At 71.4% G+C, this 21502-nt stretch carries 24 protein-coding genes; 19 read left to right on the forward strand and 5 right to left on the reverse strand.

The features are described from left to right. Positions 1-192 precede the first annotated feature (192 nt). Both ACIO6U_RS03985 and ACIO6U_RS03990 read right to left on the reverse strand, forming a co-directional pair. Positions 193-1527: a deoxyguanosinetriphosphate triphosphohydrolase gene (locus ACIO6U_RS03985; RefSeq protein WP_401715383.1), complete on the reverse strand. Its 1335-nt coding sequence runs from the start codon at positions 1525-1527 to the stop codon at positions 193-195. 335 nt (positions 1528-1862) lie between these two features. Further along, positions 1863-2294: a gamma-glutamylcyclotransferase gene (locus ACIO6U_RS03990; protein ID WP_401715385.1), complete on the reverse strand. Its 432-nt coding sequence runs from the start codon at positions 2292-2294 to the stop codon at positions 1863-1865. Positions 2295-2434: 140 nt separating this feature from the next. Here ACIO6U_RS03990 and ACIO6U_RS03995 point away from each other — a divergent pair, with 140 nt between their 5' ends. The 4 genes from ACIO6U_RS03995 (at position 2435) to ACIO6U_RS04010 (ending at position 4610) form a co-directional block, all read left to right on the forward strand. Then, the gene (locus ACIO6U_RS03995) at positions 2435-3160 is read left to right on the forward strand and encodes an ElyC/SanA/YdcF family protein (RefSeq protein ID WP_355344852.1); all 726 of its coding nucleotides are present in this window, start codon (positions 2435-2437) and stop codon (positions 3158-3160) included. Between the two features lie 90 nt (positions 3161-3250). Then, a complete protein-coding gene (locus ACIO6U_RS04000) occupies positions 3251-3511 on the forward strand; it encodes a hypothetical protein (RefSeq protein ID WP_401715387.1) in 261 nt (86 codons plus the stop codon). Further along, complete coding sequence (locus ACIO6U_RS04005; protein WP_401715389.1) at positions 3469-4104, forward strand: GntR family transcriptional regulator; 636 nt, start codon at positions 3469-3471, stop codon at positions 4102-4104. The genes ACIO6U_RS04000 and ACIO6U_RS04005 overlap by 43 nt, the downstream gene beginning before the upstream one ends. Positions 4105-4127: 23 nt before the next feature. Further along, positions 4128-4610: an OsmC family protein gene (locus tag ACIO6U_RS04010; protein ID WP_391047407.1), complete on the forward strand. Its 483-nt coding sequence runs from the start codon at positions 4128-4130 to the stop codon at positions 4608-4610. Between the two features lie 8 nt (positions 4611-4618). Here the strand turns inward: ACIO6U_RS04010 and ACIO6U_RS04015 are convergent, their stop codons facing one another. After that, positions 4619-5350 carry a hypothetical protein gene (locus ACIO6U_RS04015; RefSeq protein ID WP_391047409.1) on the reverse strand — a complete coding sequence of 244 codons (732 nt, stop codon included), beginning with the start codon at positions 5348-5350 and terminating at the stop codon, positions 4619-4621. 239 nt (positions 5351-5589) lie between these two features. Here ACIO6U_RS04015 and ACIO6U_RS04020 point away from each other — a divergent pair, with 239 nt between their 5' ends. The 6 genes from ACIO6U_RS04020 to ACIO6U_RS04045 all read left to right on the forward strand — a co-directional run bounded on the left by ACIO6U_RS04020 (position 5590) and on the right by ACIO6U_RS04045 (position 12301). After that, positions 5590-6699: a LacI family DNA-binding transcriptional regulator gene (locus tag ACIO6U_RS04020; protein WP_401715392.1), complete on the forward strand. Its 1110-nt coding sequence runs from the start codon at positions 5590-5592 to the stop codon at positions 6697-6699. Between the two features lie 339 nt (positions 6700-7038). Continuing rightward, complete coding sequence (locus tag ACIO6U_RS04025; protein WP_401715394.1) at positions 7039-8481, forward strand: endo-1,4-beta-xylanase; 1443 nt, start codon at positions 7039-7041, stop codon at positions 8479-8481. Between the two features lie 243 nt (positions 8482-8724). After that, the gene (locus ACIO6U_RS04030) at positions 8725-9333 is read left to right on the forward strand and encodes an isochorismatase family protein (protein WP_391160229.1); all 609 of its coding nucleotides are present in this window, start codon (positions 8725-8727) and stop codon (positions 9331-9333) included. After that, complete coding sequence (locus ACIO6U_RS04035) at positions 9330-10256, forward strand: DJ-1/PfpI family protein (protein ID WP_355344686.1); 927 nt, start codon at positions 9330-9332, stop codon at positions 10254-10256. Before ACIO6U_RS04030 ends, ACIO6U_RS04035 begins: the two co-directional genes overlap by 4 nt. Positions 10257-10548: 292 nt before the next feature. Further along, positions 10549-11466, forward strand: coding sequence for an oxidoreductase (locus tag ACIO6U_RS04040; RefSeq protein ID WP_401715396.1), 918 nt, complete (start codon positions 10549-10551; stop codon positions 11464-11466). 112 nt (positions 11467-11578) lie between these two features. Further along, positions 11579-12301 (forward strand): DUF4230 domain-containing protein, encoded by a 723-nt coding sequence (locus tag ACIO6U_RS04045; protein ID WP_401715398.1) that lies wholly within the window; start codon positions 11579-11581, stop codon positions 12299-12301. Positions 12302-12507: 206 nt separating this feature from the next. On the opposite strand, the gene ACIO6U_RS04050 is transcribed toward ACIO6U_RS04045, so the two are convergent. Next, positions 12508-12726, reverse strand: coding sequence for an integrase (locus ACIO6U_RS04050; protein ID WP_401715400.1), 219 nt, complete (start codon positions 12724-12726; stop codon positions 12508-12510). Between the two features lie 224 nt (positions 12727-12950). On the opposite strand from ACIO6U_RS04050, the gene ACIO6U_RS04055 reads away from it, so the two are divergent. The 9 genes from ACIO6U_RS04055 (at position 12951) to ACIO6U_RS04095 (ending at position 18446) form a co-directional block, all read left to right on the forward strand. Further along, positions 12951-13772, forward strand: a complete 822-nt coding sequence (locus ACIO6U_RS04055) for a hypothetical protein (RefSeq protein WP_401715402.1) — start codon at positions 12951-12953, stop codon at positions 13770-13772. Positions 13773-13892: 120 nt separating this feature from the next. Further along, positions 13893-14408 carry a hypothetical protein gene (locus ACIO6U_RS04060; RefSeq protein ID WP_401715404.1) on the forward strand — a complete coding sequence of 172 codons (516 nt, stop codon included), beginning with the start codon at positions 13893-13895 and terminating at the stop codon, positions 14406-14408. A 43-nt stretch (positions 14409-14451) separates the two neighbouring features. Beyond that, a complete protein-coding gene (locus ACIO6U_RS04065; protein WP_355344644.1) occupies positions 14452-14694 on the forward strand; it encodes a hypothetical protein in 243 nt (80 codons plus the stop codon). Beyond that, positions 14666-15190 carry a DUF6879 family protein gene (locus tag ACIO6U_RS04070; protein ID WP_401715406.1) on the forward strand — a complete coding sequence of 175 codons (525 nt, stop codon included), beginning with the start codon at positions 14666-14668 and terminating at the stop codon, positions 15188-15190. The genes ACIO6U_RS04065 and ACIO6U_RS04070 overlap by 29 nt, the downstream gene beginning before the upstream one ends. Positions 15191-15207: 17 nt before the next feature. Beyond that, positions 15208-16056, forward strand: a complete 849-nt coding sequence (locus ACIO6U_RS04075) for a helix-turn-helix transcriptional regulator (protein ID WP_355344638.1) — start codon at positions 15208-15210, stop codon at positions 16054-16056. Positions 16057-16146: 90 nt separating this feature from the next. Continuing rightward, entirely contained in the window at positions 16147-16557 is a 411-nt protein-coding gene (locus tag ACIO6U_RS04080) for an ATP-binding protein (protein WP_401715408.1), read from the forward strand. Next, positions 16554-16763, forward strand: coding sequence for a hypothetical protein (locus tag ACIO6U_RS04085; protein ID WP_401715410.1), 210 nt, complete (start codon positions 16554-16556; stop codon positions 16761-16763). Before ACIO6U_RS04080 ends, ACIO6U_RS04085 begins: the two co-directional genes overlap by 4 nt. A 4-nt stretch (positions 16764-16767) precedes the next feature. Continuing rightward, positions 16768-17889, forward strand: a complete 1122-nt coding sequence (locus ACIO6U_RS04090; RefSeq protein WP_401715412.1) for an adenosylhomocysteinase — start codon at positions 16768-16770, stop codon at positions 17887-17889. 8 nt (positions 17890-17897) lie between these two features. Continuing rightward, complete coding sequence (locus tag ACIO6U_RS04095; protein WP_401715414.1) at positions 17898-18446, forward strand: NUDIX hydrolase; 549 nt, start codon at positions 17898-17900, stop codon at positions 18444-18446. 326 nt (positions 18447-18772) lie between these two features. On the opposite strand, the gene ppdK is transcribed toward ACIO6U_RS04095, so the two are convergent. Continuing rightward, on the reverse strand, positions 18773-21496 hold the full coding sequence (gene ppdK / locus ACIO6U_RS04100) for a pyruvate, phosphate dikinase (RefSeq protein WP_355344623.1): 2724 nt from the start codon (positions 21494-21496) through the stop codon (positions 18773-18775). Between the last annotated feature and the right edge of the window lie 6 nt (positions 21497-21502).

The following is a 21502-nucleotide window of genomic DNA, read 5'->3' on the forward strand; positions in this document are numbered from 1 at the left end:
GCGTCGTGCGGTGCGTCTGAGGGCGCGTCGTGCTCGTGCGTCCTGCTTGTGCGTACATACGAGCGTCCCGCACGTCAGGGCCGTCCGGAAGAGCGCCGCGCCGTCCATCCCCTCGTGCTTCTTCTGCCCAGTGGGCATCCGGCCATATGCCGGGCGGGTATCCCGGCGTACCGGACGCCCCGTTTCCGGCGGTTACGCGTGCAGCCGGGCGTGCAGGGCGGTGGCCGCCGCGTCGGTGAGGGAGGCGATCTGGTCGACGACGGCGCGGCGGCGGGCGCGGTCGTCGGGGGCGGCGTCGAAGATCCCGCGGAACTGCGGGTCAAGGCCCTCGGGGGCCCGCTCCAGCAGCCGCTGCGCCAGCTCGCCGATCACCACGCGCTGCTCGGCCCGGCGCTTGGCCTGCGCGGCGCGCTGCATGACGTACCGGTCGGCGACCGCCTTGAGAACGGCGCATTCGAGCCGCTGCTCGCGCGGCACGACCAGCTCCGCGCGGTAGCGGGTGAGGCGGCCGGTGCCGTAGCGCTCGCGGGTGGCGCTCTCGGCCGCCAGGCAGAAGCGGCCGATGAGCTGGGAGGCGGCGTCCTTGAGCCGCGCCTGGGCGAGGGCGGTGCCGTCGTAGCCGTGCGGCCACCAGGGTTGGTCGAGCAGCCGGTCGAGGGCCGCGGCCAGCTCGGCCGGGTCAGTGCCGGGCGGCACATAGCGGGCGGCGGCGCAGCCGAACACCTCGGCGCGCTCGGCGGCGGAGGTCAGCGCGCCGGGGTCGATGTGCCCGGCCTGGAGGCCGTCCTCCACGTCGTGCACCGAATACGCGACGTCGTCGGCCCAGTCCATGACCTGCGCCTCGAAGCACTGGCGGCCGTCGGGCGCGTCCTTCCGCAGCCAGCCGAAGACCGGCAGGTCGTCCTCGTACGCGCCGAATTTGGGGCTGCCGGGCGTGGTGGGGTGGCCGCCGCGCGCCCACGGGTACTTGGTCGCCGCGTCCAGCGCGGCGCGGGTGAGATTGAGGCCGACGCTGACCAGCGCGTCGCCGCCCGCCGGGTCCGGCACGAATTTCTTCGGCTCGATCCGGGTCAGCAGCCGCAGGCTCTGCGCGTTGCCCTCGAACCCGCCGCAGTCCTCGGCGAATTCGGCCAGGACCAGCTCGCCGTTGTGCCCGAACGGCGGGTGCCCGAGGTCGTGCGCCAGGCACGCCGTCTCCACCAGGTCGGGGTCGCAGCCGAGCGCCGCGCCCAATTCCCTGCCGACCTGCGCGCACTCCAGCGAGTGCGTCAGCCGGGTGCGCGGGCTGGTGTCGATCGCCGCCGCGCTGTTGACGCCCGGGTCCACGACCTGCGTCTTCCCGGCCAGCCTGCGCAGCGCCGCCGAGTGCAGCACCCGCGCCCGGTCGCGCTGGAACGCCGTACGGCCCGGCCTCTTGTCCGGTTCCGTGACATACCGCTCCATATCGGCCTCGCCGTAGGGCCCGTACCGCTCGTACGGGCCCAGGTGCGCGGATGCCGCCCGCTGTGACCGGTCCTTCTCTTCCATACCCGTGACGGTAACCGGCCCCGGTGACCGGCGGCGGACGCGCGGGGGGGGCGGACCGGGCGCGCGACCGGCGCCCGGGCCGCCGGGGCCCGCGCTGACCTGCCCCGACGGCGGGCGTCGGCGCCCAGGAGCGTTCCGTCGTAGCGGAGGGCTTCGTCGTACCGGAGGGCTTCGTCGTACCGGCGCAGTACGAGTTCGGCCATTGAGCGCGGCCGCGGCCTCGGCGACGGTCGGCGCGGCGGCGGAGGCGTACGCGGGCAGCACGGGCACCCCTCCGAGGCGCGCGCCGGATTGCCTCGTCGTTCGCGCGGGCGCGAGAGCCGGTTTCGGTGCTCTCACCCGGCCGCGGGTCCGCTGTGAGGCCACCGGCCGCCGGAGACCCGCTCGCCGGAGAGCAGCAGCTCACGGGCGGTGCGGTCGGCCGCGAAGTACACCCAGGCGGGGGTCGGTCCGTCCGCCGTGCGCACGTGCGTACGGCGGCGCTCGTAGAGGTTGGCGGGGGCGCCCGGCGCGTACTCCTCCAGCCGGTCGAGGTCGGCGAGGACGTCCGCGTACGCCTCGGGGCCGACCGCCGCCAGCGCCCCGTGGACGACGCCCTCGCCCGCCGGGTCGGGGACGGCGTACGGGTAGCCGGGGCCGTGGAAGAGCAGCGCGCCGGGCAGTTCGGCCGGTGTCCAGGTCAGGGCCCGGCCGCGCAGCACGCCGTGGTTGCGCCCGCCGGGCAGCAGCGTGCCGTAGAGGAAGAAGGGGAGGCGGGGGTCGGTCACGCGGGCGCTCCGGGGGCGTTGTCAGTGGTGGGTCCTACTGTGATCCATAACGCAACCGGGCGGGGGTGTCCGGCGTCGGTCACGGAGGGGGCACGGGTCGGCGAGGGGCGGGGGCGATGGCGGGTCAGGGGGTGGACGGTATGACGTGGGCGCGGACGTGGGGGGCGCGGGTCCGGGGGTGGAAGCCGTCATGGGCGCGGTTGCCGCGCACGCGGCGGGGGTGGCGGCGGCTGCTGCGGTGGAGCGTGGCCGTGTGCGTGCTGGCGCTGCTGCCCGCGACGTGGCTGCGGCTGGCCGACGGCGGGCGCGTCCGCACGCTTGCCGACGTGCCGAAGGAGCCGGTGGCCGTGGTCTTCGGCGCCGGGCTCTGGGACGGTAAGCCGTCGCCGTATCTGGCGCACCGGCTGGACGCGGCGGCGACGCTGTACCGGACGGGCCGGATACGCGTGGTGCTGGTCACCGGCGACAACAGCCGTACGTCGTACAACGAGCCGGGTGCCATGCGCACCTACCTGGCCGCGCACGGCGTGCCCGCCGACAAGGTCGTCCTGGACTACGCGGGCTTCGACACCTGGGACTCGTGCAGCCGCGCCAAGCGCGTCTTCGGGGTCGACCGGGCCGTCCTGGTCAGCCAGGACTTCCACATACGCAGGGCCCTGGCGCTCTGCGAGGCCGCCGGGATCGACGCCTACGGGATCGCCGTCGACGAGCCGCACGACGCCACCTGGTACGCGGGCGGCGTACGGGAGTTGCTGGCCGCGGGCAAGGCGGCGGCGGACGTGGTGATTCGCCCGAACCCGCACTTCCTGGGGCCGCGCGAGCCGGGGGTCGCACGCGCCCTCACCGCGGGCGGGGCCGTGCGCTGAGGCGGATGGGCCGGAGGTGGTGGAGCGGACGGCGTTCCCGGTGAACCGGGGGGCGTGGTGCGGCAAGGGCCGCGCCTCGACGGAGGGGCGTTGTGCGGCAAGGGCCGCGCCTCGACCGAAGTGCTGTCCACGGCGGTGCGGCTGACCGGGCCGCTGGTACGGGGCGCGGACGGCGAGTCGGCGCCCGCGAGCTGGGAGGAGGCGCTGGACCGGGTCGCGGCGGGGCCGCTGCGGGTCCGGGCGGAGGAGTACGCCCCGGCCCTCTGTATGCATTGCATGCATTGCATGCAGAAGCTAGCCTCAGCCGTGTGCAGCAGACCGATGCCGCCCGCGCGCGGCTGCGTGACCTGATCCTGGACGGCGCCTACGCGCCGGGCCAGCGGCTCACCGAGACCGAGGTCGCGCTGTCGCTGGAGATGAGCAGGACGCCGGTGCGCGAGGCGTTCCGCGCGCTGGTCGCCGACGGGCTGGTCCACTCGGCGGGGCGCGGTGTGCGGGTGGTCGCGCTGGACGCGGAGGCGCTGCGCCACGCCTACCAGGTGCGGGCCGCCCTGGAGGCGCTCACCGCCGAGCTGGCCGCCGGGCGCCAGGCCAAGGGCCGGATCGCCCCCGCCGACCTGGCCGAGCTGGTCCGCGAGGCGGACCGTACGGAAGAGGCCACGCTGGCCGGGCGCCTCGCCGAGGCCGTCGCCCACAACCGCCGCTTCCACGGCCGGATCGCCGTACTCGCCGCGAACCCCGTGGCGCTCGCCTCGCTCGACCGGCTGTGGGACCAGATCCTCGTCTCCACCCGTGCCTCCCTCGGCCCGCCCCACCGGCCCGCCCAGGTCAACGCCCAGCACCGGGAGCTGCTGGCCGCGATCACCGGGGGCCGGGCCCGCGAGGCGGCCGAGGCGGCCCGCCGCCACGTTCTGGACACCTGCGGCGCCCGATTCACCGACTGAGCGACCCGAAGGGACATCGAGCCATGCCGTCAGCCCGTCAGCACTCCTACGAGACCGAGGTCGTCTGGACCGGCAACCGCGGCACGGGCACCAGCTCCTACCGCGACTACGACCGTACGCACGAGGTCACCGCGGCCGGACTCCCCGCCATCTCCGGCTCCGCCGACCGCGCCTTCCGCGGTGACGCCGACCGCTGGAACCCCGAGCAGCTGCTCCTCGCCGCGCTCTCCCAGTGCCACCTGCTGTCGTACCTCCACGTCTGCGCCGTCAACGGCGTGGTCGTCACCGGCTACACCGACCACGCGACCGGCACGATGCGGGAGACCGGCGACGGCGGCGGCCACTTCACCGAAGCCGTGCTCCGGCCCGCCGTCGAGGTCGCCTCCCCCGCGATGGCCGCCGCCGCCCAGGCCCTCCACGAGGAGGCCCAGCGGCTGTGCTTCATCGCCAACTCGGTGAACTTCCCGGTGCGGCACGAGCCGTCGGTGACGGTCTCGGCCCCATGAGCGTCCGGTTACGCGCCCGGTGCGGTGCCGGGTGCGGCCTCGGGGGCGGTCTCGGGGTCGTCGTCCCCGTCCCCGTCCCCGTCCGCTTCGGCGTCGCCGACCGTCAGCGTCCTCGTCACGTAGCTGTAGCCGTCCTCGTCCTCGGGGTCCTCGTCCTGCGGCCACAGGCGGACCGCCCGGCCGCCCGCCGCCCGGATCGCCGCGCCGTCCAGTTCCACCGACGCTTCACGCACCCCTGCGTCGAGCCACGAGGTGAAGACGGTCACCGGGCCGTCCGGCGGCAGCGGATACGTCCAGAAGCTCGCCTCCCATGTCAGACCGCTGCCGCCGCCGCCCTGGCTGATCAGGCGGATCGCCTCCGTGTCGTCGTCGCCCGGCCAGGGCACCGGCATCCCGCCCTGCGTCGCGACGCGTCGGCCGTCCGCGTACCGCAGGCCGAGCCGCAGATTGCTCTGCGGCTCGGGCGGACGCAGCGGGTTGGACCGGCCGTCGAGGGGATTGCCCAGCCAGGCGCCGTTGGCCGGGGTCCTTCGCAGGACCGCGCGCAGGTGGAACACGAAGCCGTTGGGGTACGCCCGCAGCCCGCCGATCCAGACCGCCGCCCGGTCCGAGCGCAGCAGCACCACGTCACCCGGCACCGACGCGGGAAGCACGTAGACGGACCGTTCCCACGGGGGACGCGGCCGGGGCTCCGGCTCCGGCGCGGTCGGCGGTTCTGGCACGTCCTGGAAGAAGCTCATCCCGTCACCGTCGCACCCTCCCTCCCCCTGCCGCCCGCCCGGAATCGGCCATGCCACCCCCGTTTCCGGCCGCGTGGGCGTCACGGCTGGCCGTGCGGCTCCCCGCGCCCCGAGGGGCACAGGCAAGCGGTGAGGGACCACACGGAGAATGATTCGAGTCGGTTACCGATCGTTGCTGGGAAAACAGGGGGTACCCCGGGGTCGGACGGATGGGGCGGCGGCGGGCTACGATCGCAGGCATGAGCGCCGCAGACGTACCGTCCAGGACAGCCGACCAGCCCGACACGCCGTCGAACGGCGCGGCGGGAGCGGCGGGCCGCGCGAGCGCGGGCGGAAACGCGGGCGGCAGCGCCGGCGCGGCCACCCTCGCCGAGATCGCCCGGGCCGCGGGCGTCTCGGCTCCGACTGTTTCGAAGGTGCTCAACGGCCGCGGCGATGTCGCGCCCGCCACGCGGAGCAGGGTGGAGGAGCTGCTGCGCCTCCACGGCTACCAGCGGCGGCGCGGCAACGCGCAGCCCGCGCCGCTGCTCGACCTGGTCTTCCACGAGCTGGAGAGCGCGTGGGCGATGGAGGTCATCCGGGGCGTGGAGAACGTGGCGCGGGTCGAGGGCCTGAGCGTGGTGCTCTCGGAGTCGGCGGGCCGCCTGAGCCCCGGTCAGACGTGGGTGGACGGGGTGCTGGCCCGGCGTCCGACCGGCGTCATCCTCGTACTGTCCGGGCTCGACCCGGCCCAGCGGGCGCAGCTCACCAGCCGGGACATCCCATTCGTGGTGATGGACCCGGCGGGCGACCCCGGCGAGGACGTGCCCGCGATCGGGGCGACCAACTGGCAGGGCGGGGTGGCCGCCACCCGGCACCTGCTGGAGCTGGGGCACCGGCGGATCGGTGTGATCGGCGGCCCGGCGGGGATGATGTGCAGCCGGGCCAGGATCGACGGGTACCGCGCCGCGCTGGAGACCGCGGGGGTCGCCTTCGACCCGGCGCTGGTCAGGGCGGGCGACTTCCACCACGAGGCCGGTTACACCGCGGGACTCGAACTGCTGCGGCTGGCGGAGCGGCCCACCGCCGTCTTCACCGGTAATGACCTCCAGGCGCTCGGACTGTACGAGGCGGCGCGCGAGCTGGGGCTGAGCATTCCGGGCGACGTGAGCGTGATCGGCTTCGACGACCTGCCGCTGTCGCGCTGGATCAGCCCGCCGCTGACCACGGTCAGGCAGCCGCTGACCGAGATGGCGGAGGCCGCCGCCCGGCTGGTGCTCGACCTGAGCCGCGGCAAGCAGCCGAGCACCCTGCGGGTGGATCTGGCGACCCGGCTGGTGGAGCGCAGCAGCACGCAGTCCCCCGCCTAGGCGTCCTCGCGCGCCCGCGCGCTCACCCACCCGCGAGCCCGCACACTCACATGCCCGCATGCCCGCATGCCCGCATGCCCGCATGCACGCGCGCACGCCCGCACGCCCGCACGCCCGCACGCACGCCCGCACGCCGAGGCGTACGCGCACCGCCCCGTCCGAAGTGCGGTGATTGCCGGGGGTGTTGACGGCCGGGTGGGGTGCCCGTAGGGTCTGCGCCGCAGTCGGAATTCGTATCGAAACATTCGATGCGTTCCTCCCTCGTCCCACGCGCATCGCTCGCAACCACGCGTACCGAACTGCCTGCTCCAATCCCCCACTTGGAAGAGGTATTCACACATGTTCTCCAAGCGAGCCCTCAGATCCGCCATCGGCGGATCCGGCGCGGCGCTGCTGGCGGCGACGGCGGCGCTGATCGCCGTCACCGTGCCGTCGGCGCACGCCGCGGACCCGCCGCTGCGCGACCTGGCCGCGGCCAAGGGCATCTACATGGGCACCGCCCTGACCGCGAGCGAGGCCACGGGTGCCAGCGGGCCCATCGCGGGCGCCCAGTTCGGCATGGTCACTCCCGGCAACGAGATGAAGTGGGACACCGTCGAGCCGAGCCGCGGCACGTACAACTGGGCGCCGGGCGACTCGATCGTCAACTTCGCGCAGGCGCACAACATGCAGGTCCGCGGCCACAATCTGGTGTGGCACAGCCAGCTCCCCAACTGGCTGACCTCCGGCAGCTTCAGCAACACCGAGCTGCACAACATCCTGATCAAGCACGTCACCGACGAGGCCACGCACTACAAGGGCAAGGTCGTCCACTGGGACGTGGTCAACGAGCCGTTCAACGAGGACGGCACCTTCCGCCAGGACCTCTGGTACAACCAGCTCGGCTCGTCGTACATCGCGGACGCGTTCACGGCCGCCCGCGCCGCCGACCCGGGCGCCAAGCTCTACCTCAACGACTACAACGTCGAGGGCACGGCCCCCAAGAGCGACGGCATGTACAACCTGGTCAAGTCGCTGAAGCAGCAGGGCGTTCCGATCGACGGCGTCGGCTTCCAGGCGCACCTGATCCTCGGCCAGGTGCCGTCGACCCTCAAGGCCAACCTCCAGCGCTTCGCCGACCTCGGCGTGGACGTGGCCATCACCGAGCTGGATATCCGGATGCAGACCCCGTCGGACGCCGCCAGGCTCCAGCAGCAGGCCAATGACTACACCTCGGTGGTCAACGCCTGCCTGGGCGTGTCGCGTTGTGTGGGCATCACGGTGTGGGGCGTCTCCGACGCGACCTCGTGGATCCCGGGTGTCTTCCCCGGCCAGGGCGCGGCTCTGCTGTACGACGACAACTACCAGCCCAAGCCCGCCTACACCGCGGTGCGTACGGCGCTCGGCGGCAGCACGACCACCACACCGCCGACCACACCGCCCACCACGCCCCCGACCACTCCGCCCACCACCCCGCCCGGCGGTGGCGGCTGCGCGGTGACATACGGGGTCAACCAGTGGAACACCGGCTTCACCGCGAATCTGACGGTGAAGAACAACGGCTCCGCGCCGGTCAACGGCTGGACGCTGAAGTGGACCTTCGCGCCGGGCCAGACGGTCACGCAGGCGTGGAACGCGACGGTCACCCAGAGCGGCACCGCGGCGACGGCCACGAATCTGTCCTACAACGGGACGATCGCGGCGGGCGGCACCGTGGACTTCGGCTTCAACGCCAACTGGTCGGGCAGTAACCCGAAGCCGACCGGCTTCACTCTCAACGGCGCCGCCTGCACGGTGAGTTGAGAGCCGGGCGAGCGGGCGGCTACTCCTCGACGACCGGATGCACCGGCACCGCCACCGCGTCGTCGTCGAGACACCGCCCGCTCGCCGAACGCGGCGATGTCGAGGGGCGGGGCGGCGTCGGGCGGTCCGCGGGCGAGTCCGACGCGGGGGCGTACCCCGGTGCCCCGCCGTGTGACCGGATCGTTCCGCAGCGGGGCATGATCGGGTCTACCCGCGGGCCCGCGCCGGAGGCACGATCGAGTCATGGCTGACAACACGAACCCCGCGAGCGCGACCGCGCTCATCGTCATCGACGTCCAGGAGTCCTTCCGGCAGCGGGAGAGCTGGCAGGCCGCGTCCGACCCCGAGGTGGCCACGCGGGTGGCACGGCTGGTCGACCACGCCCGCGAGCAGGGGCACCCGGTGATCTGGGTGCTGCACTCCGAGCCGGGCTCGAACACGGTCTTCGACCCGGAGAGCGGCCACGTACGGCTGATCGACGGGCTGACCCGCGCCGAGGGCGAGCCGCTGCTCACCAAGACCGCGCACAACGCCTTCACGACCACGAATCTCCAGCAGATCCTCACCGCGCGCGGCATCCGCTCGCTGATCACCTGCGGCATCCGCACCGAGCAGTGCGTGGAGACCACGACGCGGCTGGCCTCCGACCTCGGCTACGACGTCACCTTCGTGGTGGACGCGACCGCCACCGAGCCGATCGAGCACCGCGACGCGCCGGCGGGCCGCCCGCTCGCCGAGGTGCTGGCCGACCCGCGCACGCTGCTCCCGGCGGACATCATCGCGCGCACCGAGTACGCTCTCGCGGGCCGCTTCGCCACCGTCTCGACCGTCAAGGAGCTGACCGGATCGTGACCCGGGTCGTCTTCCTGCTCGTGCCCCACCTGCATCTGCTCGACCTCGCGGGCCCCGCCCAGGTGTTCTCGACGGCCGCCGACTACGGCCTCGGGTACCGGCTGGACTACGTCGCCGAGCGGGAAGACGTCCCCACCGCCCAAGGGGTCGCGCTGCGCGCGGCCACCGAACCGCCCGCGCTGACGGCCGACGACCTGATCGTCGTACCGGGCTGGCGGGCCCACACGCTGCACGAGAACGGCGCGCTCACGCCCGCGACCCTGGAGTGGCTGCGCGCGCACCACGCGGGCGGCGGCACCGTCGCGAGCGTGTGCGCGGGGGCGGACGCGCTCGGCCGGGCCGGGCTGCTCGACGGCCGCCGCTGCACCACCCACCACGACGTGCAGGACGAACTCGCCCGCGACTATCCGCGGGCCACCGTCGTACGCGACGTCCTCTACGTCGTGGACGACCGCGTCGTCAGCTCCGCCGGGATCGCCAGCGGCATCGACCTCGCGCTGCACCTGGTCGCCGTCCGTCACGGGCCGGGCGCCGCTGCCCGCGTCGCCCGGCAGATGGTCGTCTACGCCCGGCGCAACGGCGACGAGCTCCAGACCAGCGCCATGCTCCGGCACCGCGGGCACCTCAGCGACGCCGTGCACCGGGCCCAGGATCTGATCGACGCCCGCTTCGCCCATCACCTCGCCCTCGCCGACCTCGCCGCCTCCACCGGGCTCAGCGAGCGCACCCTCACGCGGCGCTTCACCGCCTCCACCGGGCTCACGCCGCTCCGCTACCAACAGGAGCTGCGCATCGAGCGCGCCGAGCATCTCATCGGGCAGGGGGCCACGCTCGAAGCCGCGGCCCGCGCCGTTGGTTTCCAGGACGCCCGCATGCTCCGGCGCCTCCGCGCCCGTCGGCGCCCGGACCTCGCCTCCGCGTGAGGCGGTGGCCCCTTTCGCGCTCACCTTGCGCACGGCTCGTGCCCCGTCGGAGCGCGGGGAACTGCGCGGCCCACCCCCACCGGCCGGTGGTCCGGGACCAACCGAACTGCCCCGCCGGGGCGGGTGGTGACCTGCGGCAACACGGTGGCTGGTCGCGCAGTTCCCCGCGCCCCTGAAGACCGGCCCACCGCCCGCCGCGAAAGAACCGTCCAGGACGGGACCCTACGGGGGCACCGTACGCCGCCAAGGGCCCTACCCTGACGGGTAGTCAGGTGTGAGGGAGGGGGACGTCATGAGCTGGACGGCGGAAAGCGTTCCGGACCAGTCCGGAAGGACGGCCGTGGTGACGGGCGCGAACACCGGCATCGGTTACTGCACGGCCAGGGAACTGGCCCGCCGCGGCGCCCGCGTGACGCTGGCGTGCCGGGACGCGGAGCGCGCGACGGCGGCGCTGAAGCGCCTCCAGGCCGAAGTGCCCAACGCACAGGCGGTGTTCAGGCCGCTGGACCTGGCCGACCTGGAAAGCGTGCGGGCGTTCGCGGAGGCGTACGAGGAGCCGTCACTGGACCTGCTGGTCAACAACGCCGGGGTGATGGCACTGCCGTACGGCCTGACGTACGACGGTTTCGAGAAGCAGTTCGGGGTGAACCACCTGGGGCACTTCGCGCTGACGGGCTTGCTGCTGCCACGACTGCGGGCGGCGGACCGCGGGGCCCGGATCGTCGTGGTGTCGAGCGTGGCCCACGTGCTGGCCGGGGTGCGTCTCGGCGACCTCAACGCGACCCGCGGGTACCGCCGTTGGACGGCGTACGGCCAGTCGAAGAGCGCGAATCTGCTCTTCGTGCACGAGCTGTCGCGGCGGCTCGCGGCGGCCGGTTCGGGGATCGTGGCCGCGGCGGCGCACCCCGGTTACGCGGCGACGGACCTGCACACGCGCGGGGCGCTGATGGAGGGCCGCAGGGGCGTGGAGCGCGTCTACGTCTTCGGCAACCGACTGCTGGCGCAGTCGGCCGAGCGCGGGGCGCTGCCCACGCTCTACGCGGCGACGGCGCCCGGTGTCGCCCCCGACTCCTTCACCGGCCCGCGCGCGCCGGGCCTGCGCGGCGCGCCCGCCCGCGCCTGGCGGCTGCCCAGGACCCGTGACGACGTGACCGGCGAGCTGCTGTGGGAGGCGTCGGAGCGGCTGACGGGGGTCACGTACGCCCTGTGAGCCGCCGGGCGCGACCCCGGACCGGCCGTACCAACTCACCTATGTCGAGCGCACGTTCGGCTCATGGAATCGCCGAGCGCGGGTACCCGGCACTTCAGGAGGTGACGCGGTCATGGCGATCAGTGGTGCTGCGGGACGTATGCCCTGGTGGGCGCGGACAGCTATCGGAGTGGTCGTACTCGCGCTGCTGTTCCTGTTGCTCGGCAAGGCCAATCTGCTGCCCGGTATACCGAATCCGTTCGCGGAGAAGGACAAGGACCGCAGCGGTCCCGTCCTGTTGAAGTCCATCCAGGACATGAACCGCTTCGAGGGCGCGAGCGGCAACTTCGAGGTCGTCGTCGACCTGGAGAAGGACGCCAAATTCCTGCCGTCCGCGGTGCGCGGCAAGCGCACGCTGTACGTCGGCGCGGGCAGCGTTGACGCGTACGTCGATCTCGGTTCCGTCGGCAACGACGCGGTGAAGGTCTCCGCCGACCGCAAGTCCGCGACGATCCGCCTGCCGCACGCGGCACTTGAGCGGACCTCGCTGGACACCAAGCATTCCTACGTCGTCTCGCAGCAGCGCGGCTTCTTCGACCGGATCGGCGACTTCTTCGGCGACAACCCGGGCAACGCCCAGCAGCTCAACGAGCTGGCCGCGCAGAAGATCCAGGACGCCGCCAAGCAGACCGAGTTGGGCGCGCGGGCCGAGACCAACACCAAATTCATGCTGGAGCACCTGCTGACCTCGCTCGGCTTCGAGCACGTGAACGTCGTCTTCGGCCCGCCCCCGAAGACCGCCCCGACGCCCAGCGGCAGCGCGACTCCCACCACGGCCGGCCCCACGTCCTCCTGACCCCGTCTCAAACGGTCGCCTGGGCCGCACCGCTACGGTGCGGCCCAGGCGATCTTCTTTGTGCTCATCGCGGGTGCGCGCCTCGGATCGTGGGCGTGGGACGCCGCGGCGCCGGCATGGCCGGGCCGTGCCCCGGCGTACGTGAAAGCGCCGGGGGCGGCGCTTCCGCACGAAGCGCTGATCACCTGCTCTGACCAGCCTGTATGTCAGCGCACGACCGCGACGGGGCAGAACGGGGGCACAGCGCCGAGGACCGACTCGATCACGGCTGCCGTCGCGTCTTCCTCCTTGGGCCACAGGTGCGTGTAGGTGTCGAGCGTGTTCAACGGCTTGGAGTGCCCCAGGCGCTTCTGCACGGTCTTCGGACTCTGACCGTCGGCGAACAGCAGGGAGGCGTAGCAGTGCCGCCGACGGCGGCCCCCCAAGACGCTGGGGCACATCACGTGGGGCAAGAACGGCACCAAGGCCAAGACCTCGTCCCGAACGAGGACCTGCGGGCGTACTTCACCGCCAGCGGCAAGGGCGTCGCGCCCATATCCTCTGGGACCCGTTCACCGGCCGCTTCTCGCAGTTCCTCCCGGCGAACAGCCGATCTTTCTCCGTAGAGGACCACCCCGGCGGCACCCGGACCAATCGGGCGGGCTCCGTCGTGCTCCAGATCGAGGTCCTGTTCTTCCCCTGGTGCCGGTACGACGGCAAGGCGTACGAGCACCTGTCGGACACGCCCGGCAAGGGCTGGTCCGAGCTGCATGCCTGGATCAAGAGTTGGGGTGTGCCGGACGTCTGGCCGATGGGTGCACCGAACGGCTTCACCGATCACCGCGACGAGCACATCTGGGAGACGAAGGCGGGCTGGTACGCGCACGCCCAGGTCCCCGAGAACTCCCACACCGATCCGGGGAGCTGGTTCGCCTTCCCGGCGCTGCCTAAGCCCGCCACGGGCCCCAGCGCGCCCGCCAAGGCCCTCCAGCCGTTCCCGGGCACCGCGTTCTTCATGAACGGCTCCGGGGGCGCCCTGGGCAAGACGAGCGCCATCTTCACGGCCATGGGCAAGCGCCTGGTCGCCGAGGGCTGCGGCCACTACAAGGTCGGCCCCCGGCTCGAAGCTCGGCCATACGGACGTGGATTCGTACCAGGCATTCCAGCGAAAGCTGGGCTACACCGGTTCGGCCGCCACCTGGCCGCCCGGTCCGACTTCCTGGGCCAAGCTCCAGGTCCCGAAGGCGGTGTGACCGTGGCCGGACTGTTCGCCAAGTTCAAGGTCGAGGCGAAGGTGTGGGCGGCCACGACGGCCGCCTTCGTCGTCTCGGTGGCCGTGGGCCTGCTCAACCAGATCCAGGACAACCACGCGCTGCTGGGCTCCCTGCCGGGCGCCCTCCAGTTCGTCATCCTGGCCGTGGCGCCGACGGCCGTCACCTTCCTCGCGGGCTACGCCGCGAAGCACACCCCTCGATCCCCCGACGCCCCGTAGCATCGGGCTCCCCCCGGTCTCTGGCAGGACCAGCCGCGCCCCCTCACCTCCGCTGGGAGGTGAGGGGGCGCTTTTCTCGTTCCACCGGCACTTCTCTGTCCGAAGGACAAGAATTCCACCGTGGATGCGGGAGTAGCAGGCGTATTGGGAGCGGCTATCGGTGGCGGTCTCGCCGTGATCACGGCCGTCGGGACAAGCTGGTTCCAGCTTCGGATGGCGAAGGTCCAGAGCCAGGCTCAGCAGTTAGAAGCTGCACGAGAACGTCGCTTTCAGGCGATTACCGAACGGCGAGTGCCACGACAGAAGGCGTATGAGGACTTCCTCGACATCAGTCATCGGATCGAGGAGCTGTTCGAAGACCTGCCTGAGTGGTCGGTCCACAAGCACCTCTGGCGGGAACTGCATCAGCGGGGAGCAACCGTCGCGGTGGTCGGACCGGAGGCGGTAGCGGAAGCGGCACAGACCGCCATCGATACCTTCGCCCTGGCGCTCTTCCGTCACGGCCGGGACGATCACGCCGAAGACACTGACACCATCGCCCCCGTGCGGGCGTTCGCCGCTGCGGCCCGCCGTGCCCTGGAAGACGACGGGAACGACCTCTCGCGTGGTGTTGACCCGACCGCTTCCGATGGGTGACTGTCGTAGAAGTCTGTAGAAACCAAGGGGATTGGGGAGTTCCATGACGCTACGGTTCATCGCTAAGGACCCGAACACCAACGGCGACAACTGCCCGACCGTGTGGGTAGACGCCGAGACGAACGACCTCGTCATCCAGGGCTGGCGCGCGGACGACGAGACGGAGCGGGAGTGCCTGGAGACGGGCACGATCCCCGACACCGAGGCCGTCGTGCGGCTGCCCGCGCGCATGGTGGCCGCCATCAGGGAGGCATGTGATGTCGCAGACGGTGCCGCCGTTCGCTGATCTGCTGGCGGAGTGCCGCTCGTCGGCCGTGCATTTGGAAACCCGGGACGTGTACGGCGTCGCGGACGAGGACCAGGACTTCGCGGCCTGGAAGGCGGGCCGCAGGCACACGCCGGAGACCCGCGACCAGTGGTGGAATTCCTTCCACGACTCGATCTTCCAGGCCGTCGCCCGCGGCGTCTCGATCCGCCGGGCCAGGATCGTTTCCGAGCCCGTCACGGAGTACATCCAGTACGAGCACTCCTCCACCTTCCAGAACGTGATTGCGGGCGAGGAGGTCCGCTGGCTACCGCGCCGCCTGGCCTCGGACCTGCTGATCCCTGGCAACGACTTCTGGGTCTTCGACAACGCCCTGGTCCGCTTCGGCCTGTTCTCCGGCAATGGCGCGTTCGTTGGGCACACCCTGTCCCAGGACCCGGACGTCATCAAGAACGTGAACGGCGCCTTCGAGGACGTGTGGGAACGAGCCATCCCCCACGAGCGGTTCACGGTCTGACCTGCTGAAGCACCGACATGTCCGAATCGCCGTCAGCCGCCGTCCAAGCCGCTCGGCGTCAGCTTGCCGTCCGTCTCCGGGAAATCCGGAAGGCCGCGGGCCTGACTGCGACCGAGCTTGCACGACGGCTGGAGTGGTACCCCTCGAAGGTCTCCCGGATCGAACACGCCAGGACCCCACCGTCGGTGACCGACATCCGGGCCTGGTGCGGGGCCTGTGACGCCACAAACGAGACCGACGACCTGGTGGCCTCGGCCCAGTCCGCCGACTCCCTGTACGTCGAGTGGAGGCGCGTACAGCGCACCGGGCTCCGGCAGCTCCAGGAGAAGCGGGCCGAACTGTACGAGCGCACCAGCTTCTTCCGCGTGTACTGCTCGAACGTCATCCCCGGGCTCTTCCAGACGCCCGCCTACGCCACAGCGCTGCTGTCCTCCATCTCGGAGTTCCACCATGCCCCGAACGACATCGAGGAGGCCGTGGCGGCCCGTATGGAGCGCTCCAGGGTGCTGTTCACTGGCGGCAGGCGCTTCGCGGTGCTGATCGAGGAGTCCGTCCTGCGGTACAGGATCGGCGCCCCCGAGACGATGGCCGGCCAACTTGGGTACCTGCTCACGCTGATGTCTGTGCCCTCCGTCAGCCTGGGCATCATCCCCTTCACGGCCTCCAGGCCGGTCTGGCCGCTGGAGACCTTCAACGTCTTCGACGATGTCCGCGTTCACGTCGAGTTGCTGTCGGCCGCGGTGAAGGTGACCGCGCCGAGCGAGGTGGAGCAATACATCAGGGCATACCGGGAGTTGGGCACGGGGGCGGTCTTCGGGAGCGCGGCGCGCGAACTGATCACCGTGGCCATTAACTCCCTCGGGTAGCCCGCGTAGAAATCCGTAGAAATTCATTGAGGGTCTGACAGTGTCATCCCTACGGTCAGTAGACACCGACTCGCACTGACCGAGGTCTTGATGCCTGTGAGCAGCGTCGTTCGCACTACGGGTCATCCCGGCTACTCCCAGACCATGCCGTGCACGGTGGAGAGCGCCGATCCTGCCCGCCAACTCGTCCGTCCCGCCTTATGCACCTGGGGCCTGGAGGACGACGGCGCCCTCGTCGTCACAGAGCTGGTCGCCAACGCCGTCCAGCACACCCAGGGCCACCTCATCCGGGTGTCCGTCAGCCGACCAGCCCCGGGGCTCGTACGCATCCAGGTCGTGGACCGCTCCAAGATCCGCCCCGAGCGCCGCAACGCGGACGACTACTCCGAGCGGGGACGCGGTCTGTTCTTGATCGAGGTGCTGACCGATCACTGGGGAACCGACCTGCTGCCGTTCGGCAAGCGGGTCTGGGCTGTCCTGGCAGAGGAGAGGGTCGTATGACCCTCAACGGCCGGGCCTGGATCGGTGACCAGGTCAGAGACGAAACCGTGAAGCGCGAGGGCATCGTGACCGACGTCCGGCAGGGCACGTACCTGCTCCGCCCCCTCCACGGAACGGCACCCGAGTGGACGGCCAACTCGGACGACCAACTCACCGTCACCGTGCCGCGTGAGGACCGCCAGCACAGCATCCCGCCAGAGAGGTGAACCCGTGGAGTCGTTTGAAGTCGCCCGCTTAGACACCTACTTCAGCAAGATCACATCGCGCTTCCGCCCGGACGAACTGCCCGCGTCCATCTTGGTCACGCACCTGCTCCCCGAGCGACCGAGCTTCGTCCGCGCAGTCAACGCCGCCTCCACACTGAAGGCCGTGCTCCCCAAGCCCAAGTCCATCGCCCCGGCCGCCAAGCGCGAGGTGGAGACCATCGCCCAGTGCGACGACCTCAGCCGGGAGCTGTTCGCCGACGCGGACAAGACCGTCGAGTACTTCGAGAACCGCGCCGCCAACGAGCGCCTGGTCCTGCTCGACGTCGGCGGGTACTTCGCCCCCACGCTGAACGCCCTCCACGAGCGGTTCTCCGGGACGATCCTCGGCGTGGTCGAGGACACCGAGAACGGCCACAAGCGGTACGCCGAGCTGGACAAGCTCCCCTGCCCCGTCATCTCAGTGGCCCGGTCTCCACTGAAGGACCCGGAGGACTTCCTCGTCGGTCAGTCCGTGGTCTTCTCCACCGAGGCCCTCATGCGCGGACGCGGGGACATCCTGCATGGCCGGCCCGCGCTCGTTATCGGCTTCGGCAAGCTCGGCTCCTCCATCGCTCGCCTGCTCCACGCCAAGGGCGTGCAGGTCACCGTGTACGACATCGACCCCATCAGGCGCACCCAGGCCCTCTCCCAGGGTTTCACCGTCGCCCGCGACCGGGACAAGGCCCTGCACAACGCGGGACTGGTCCTTTGCGCCACGGGGTCGCTCTCCCTTCGAGCCGAGGACTTCTCGACACTCCGCAACGGTGCTTTCGTCGCCACGGTCACCAGCAGCGAGGACGAACTCGACCTGGCCGCCCTCCCGGCCGTCTACCAGCGCAACGCCGACGGAGCGCACATCACCCGGTACCAGACCACGGGCCACTACTTCTACCTGCTCAACGGCGGCAACGCCGTCAACTTCCTGCACGGCGCCAGCGTGGGGCCGTTCATCTTCCTCGTGCAGGCCGAGATACTCGCGGCCATCCGCATGCTCACCCGTGGCGACCTCGCGGCCGGTATGCACGAGGTGTCCGCCGCAGACCGGGGCGTCATCGCCGACACCTGGCTGACCTACTTCAACCGCTGAGGAGCCCAGTGCCCATCTCCGCCCAGCACATCCGCGACACCCTGACCGCGTACCTGGACCAGCGCCCGGAGGACAAGGACTCCCTGTCGGCCCTGATCGACGGCCTCGAAACCTGGGCCGAAACGATCACGTCGCGCAAGGAGTTCCGGGGCCACGTCACCGCCGGAGCCCTGCTGCTGCGCCCCGACGGCCGCGTCCTGCTCATCGAGCACAAGGCCCTCAGGAGGTGGCTCTTCCCCGGCGGGCACCTGGAGGACGAGGACGAGACCCTCATGAGGGCCGCTCTGCGGGAGCTGGCCGAGGAGACCGGCATCGACCCGGCCCTCGTCACCCCCGTCAGCCCGGTGCCCCTGCACATCGACGTGCACCCCATCCCGGCCAACCTCGCCAAGGACGAGGCGGACCACCAGCACTTCGACTTCCGGTTCCTCTTCCGCACGGACGCCGACGTCTCCGGCCTCCAGCTCGAAGAGGTCCTGGATTACTCCTGGCAGTTCACCGACACGGTCACCGCCGAGCCGCTGCGCACCCGCCTCCTGGCGGTACCAGCGCGCTGATCCCCCTCATACGGCCCCGGCCGTCCGCGTCCCGTCGCGGCGGCCGGGGCGTTATTGCGTGCCCCGGAGTCCTTTCGCACGGGGACACGCCCGGGGCGCATCGGGGGCACTGGACGCTGTCTTACGCTGTGAAACGGTGGCAACTACTGACAGTGCTTTTCGCAGGTCAGGAGATTCACAGGGGCAACCGTGCAAGCAGAAAAGCCGGGGGCGGCGCTTCCGCACGAAGCGTCGCCCCCGGCGGGGTGGGGTCGGGATCGGGCCGCCGGTCGGTGAGGGTGCCCCCAGGGCAAGGGGCGTCCGGCGGCGGTCCGGGCCCGGCCCGGTCAGGTGGTCGGCGTGGGGGGACGGGCGGCGGCGCGGCCGGCCTCCAGGCGGGCGACGGGGATGCGGAAGGGCGAGCAGGAGACGTAGTCGAGCCCGACGTCGTGGAAGAAGTGGACGGACTCGGGGTCGCCGCCGTGCTCGCCGCAGATGCCGAGCTTGAGGCCGGGGCGGGTGGCGCGGCCGGCCTCGCAGGCGGAGCGGACCAGCGCGCCGACGCCGTCGCGGTCGATGGTCTCGAACGGGGAGACGCCGAAGATGCCCTTCTCCAGGTAGGCGGTGAAGAAGGACGCCTCGACGTCGTCGCGGGAGAAGCCCCACACGGTCTGGGTGAGGTCGTTGGTGCCGAAGGAGAAGAACTCGGCGGCCTCCGCGATCTGACCGGCCGTCAGCGCGGCGCGCGGCAGCTCGATCATCGTGCCGATGGCCATGCCGAGCGAGGCGCCGGTGGCCGCCTCGACCTCGGCGATGACGCGGTCCGCCTCCTCGCGGACGATCTCCAGTTCCTGCACGGTGCCGACCAGCGGGATCATCACCTCGGGGCGCGGGTCGCCCTTGACGGACTTGCGGTGCGCCGCCGCCTCCGCGATGGCCCGTACCTGCATGGCGAACAGGCCGGGGATGACCAGGCCGAGGCGTACGCCGCGCAGGCCCAGCATCGGGTTCTGCTCATGGAGCTTGTGGACGGCCTGGAGCAGCCGCAGGTCGTTCTCGTTGGCGTCCCTGCGGGACTCGGCGAGCGCGACCCGTACCGACAACTCCGTGATGTCGGGCAGGAATTCGTGCAGCGGAGGGTCCAGCAGCCGTACGGTCACCGGCAGTCCGTCCATCGACTCGAACAGCTCGATGAAGTCGGCCTTTTGCAGCGGCAGCAGCGCGCCGAGCGCCTCTTCCCGCTCGGTGTCGGTGTCGGCGAGGACCAGCCGCTCGACCAGCTCGCGGCGCTCGCCGAGGAACATGTGCTCGGTACGGCACAGGCCGATGCCCTGCGCGCCGAAGCGGCGGGCGCGGTTGGCGTCCTCGGCGTTGTCGGCGTTGGCGCGTACTTGCAGCCGGCGGACCCGGTCGGCGTACGCCATGATCCGGTGCACCGCCTGGACGAGTCCGTCGGCCTCGTCGGCCCCCGCGTGCATGCGGCCCTCGAAGTACTCGACCACCGGGGACGGTACGACGGGCACCTCGCCGACGTACACCTTGCCCGAGGAGCCGTCGATCGAGATGAGGTCGCCCTCCTCTATCACCACGCCCCCCGGCGCGGTCAGCCGTCGCCGCTTGGTGTCGACCTCCAGCTCCTCGGCGCCGCACACGCAGGTCTTGCCCATCCCGCGGGCGACGACGGCGGCGTGCGAGGTCTTGCCGCCGCGGCTGGTGAGGATGCCCTCGGCGGCGATCATGCCGTTGAGGTCGTCGGGGTTGGTCTCGCGGCGGATCAGGATGACCTTCTCGCCGGACCGCGACCACTTGACGGCGGTGTACGAGTCGAAGACCGCCTTGCCGACGGCGGCGCCGGGCGAGGCCGCGATGCCCCAGCCGATCCGGCGTACGTTCCCGCTGTCGGCGACCGTGTCGTCGAAGCGCGGGAACATGAGCTGCGCCAACTGCGCGCCGTTGACCCGTTGCAGCGCCTCCGCCTCGCTGATCAGGCCCTGGTCGACGAGCTGGGTGGCGATCCTGAAGGCCGCCGCCGCGGTCCGCTTGCCGACCCGGGTCTGGAGCATCCACAGCTTGCCGCGCTCGATGGTGAACTCGATGTCGCACAGGTCGCGGTAGTGCGTCTCCAGCGTCTCCATGATCGAGATGAGCTGGTCGTACGACGCCTTGTCGATGCCTTCGAGGTCGGCGAGCGGCACGGTGTTGCGGATACCGGCGACGACGTCCTCGCCCTGGGCGTTCTGCAAGTAGTCGCCGTACGTGCCCTGGTGGCCGCTGGCCGGGTCGCGGGTGAAGGCGACGCCGGTGCCGGAGTCAGGGCCGAGGTTGCCGAAGACCATCGAGCAGACGGTGACGGCGGTGCCCAGGTCGCCGGGGATACGTTCCTGGCGGCGGTAGAGCTTGGCGCGCTCGGTGTTCCAGGAGTCGAAGACCGCGCGCACGGCGAGGTCCATCTGCTCGCGCGGCTCCTGCGGGAAGTCCCGGCCGGCCTCCTTGGCGACGATCGCCTTGAAGTCGTCCACGAGCTGTCGCAGATCGGCCGCGTCCAGACCGAGGTCGCTGTCCGCGCCCTTGTGCCGCTTGGCCTCGTCCAGCGCGTCCTCGAAGAGGTCGCCGTCCACACCGAGCACGGTCTTGCCGAACATCTGCACAAGACGCCGGTAGGAGTCCCACGCGAAGCGCTCGTTGCCCGCCTGCTGAGCGAGCCCGGCGACCGACGCGTCGGACAGGCCGATGTTGAGGACGGTGTCCATCATGCCGGGCATGGAGAACTTCGCACCCGAGCGGACCGAGACCAGCAGCGGGTCGTCCGGCTGGCCGAGCTTCTTGCCCATCCGCTGTTCCAGCGCGTCGAGGTGCGCACTCACCTCGTCGCGCAGCGCGGAGGGTTCCGCGCCGGTTTCCAGATAGACCCTGCACGCCTCGGTGGTGATGGTGAAACCCGGAGGGACGGGCAGACCGAGGTTGGTCATCTCGGCGAGGTTCGCTCCCTTGCCGCCGAGCAGGTCCTTGAGGTCTTTGTTGCCCTCAGTGAAGTCGTAGACGAACTTCTGCTTCTTCTGTCGTGCCGACACGGGACT

Source organism: Streptomyces sp. NPDC087422 (assembly GCF_044744145.1).
In the GTDB taxonomy this organism is placed as follows: domain Bacteria; phylum Actinomycetota; class Actinomycetes; order Streptomycetales; family Streptomycetaceae; genus Actinacidiphila.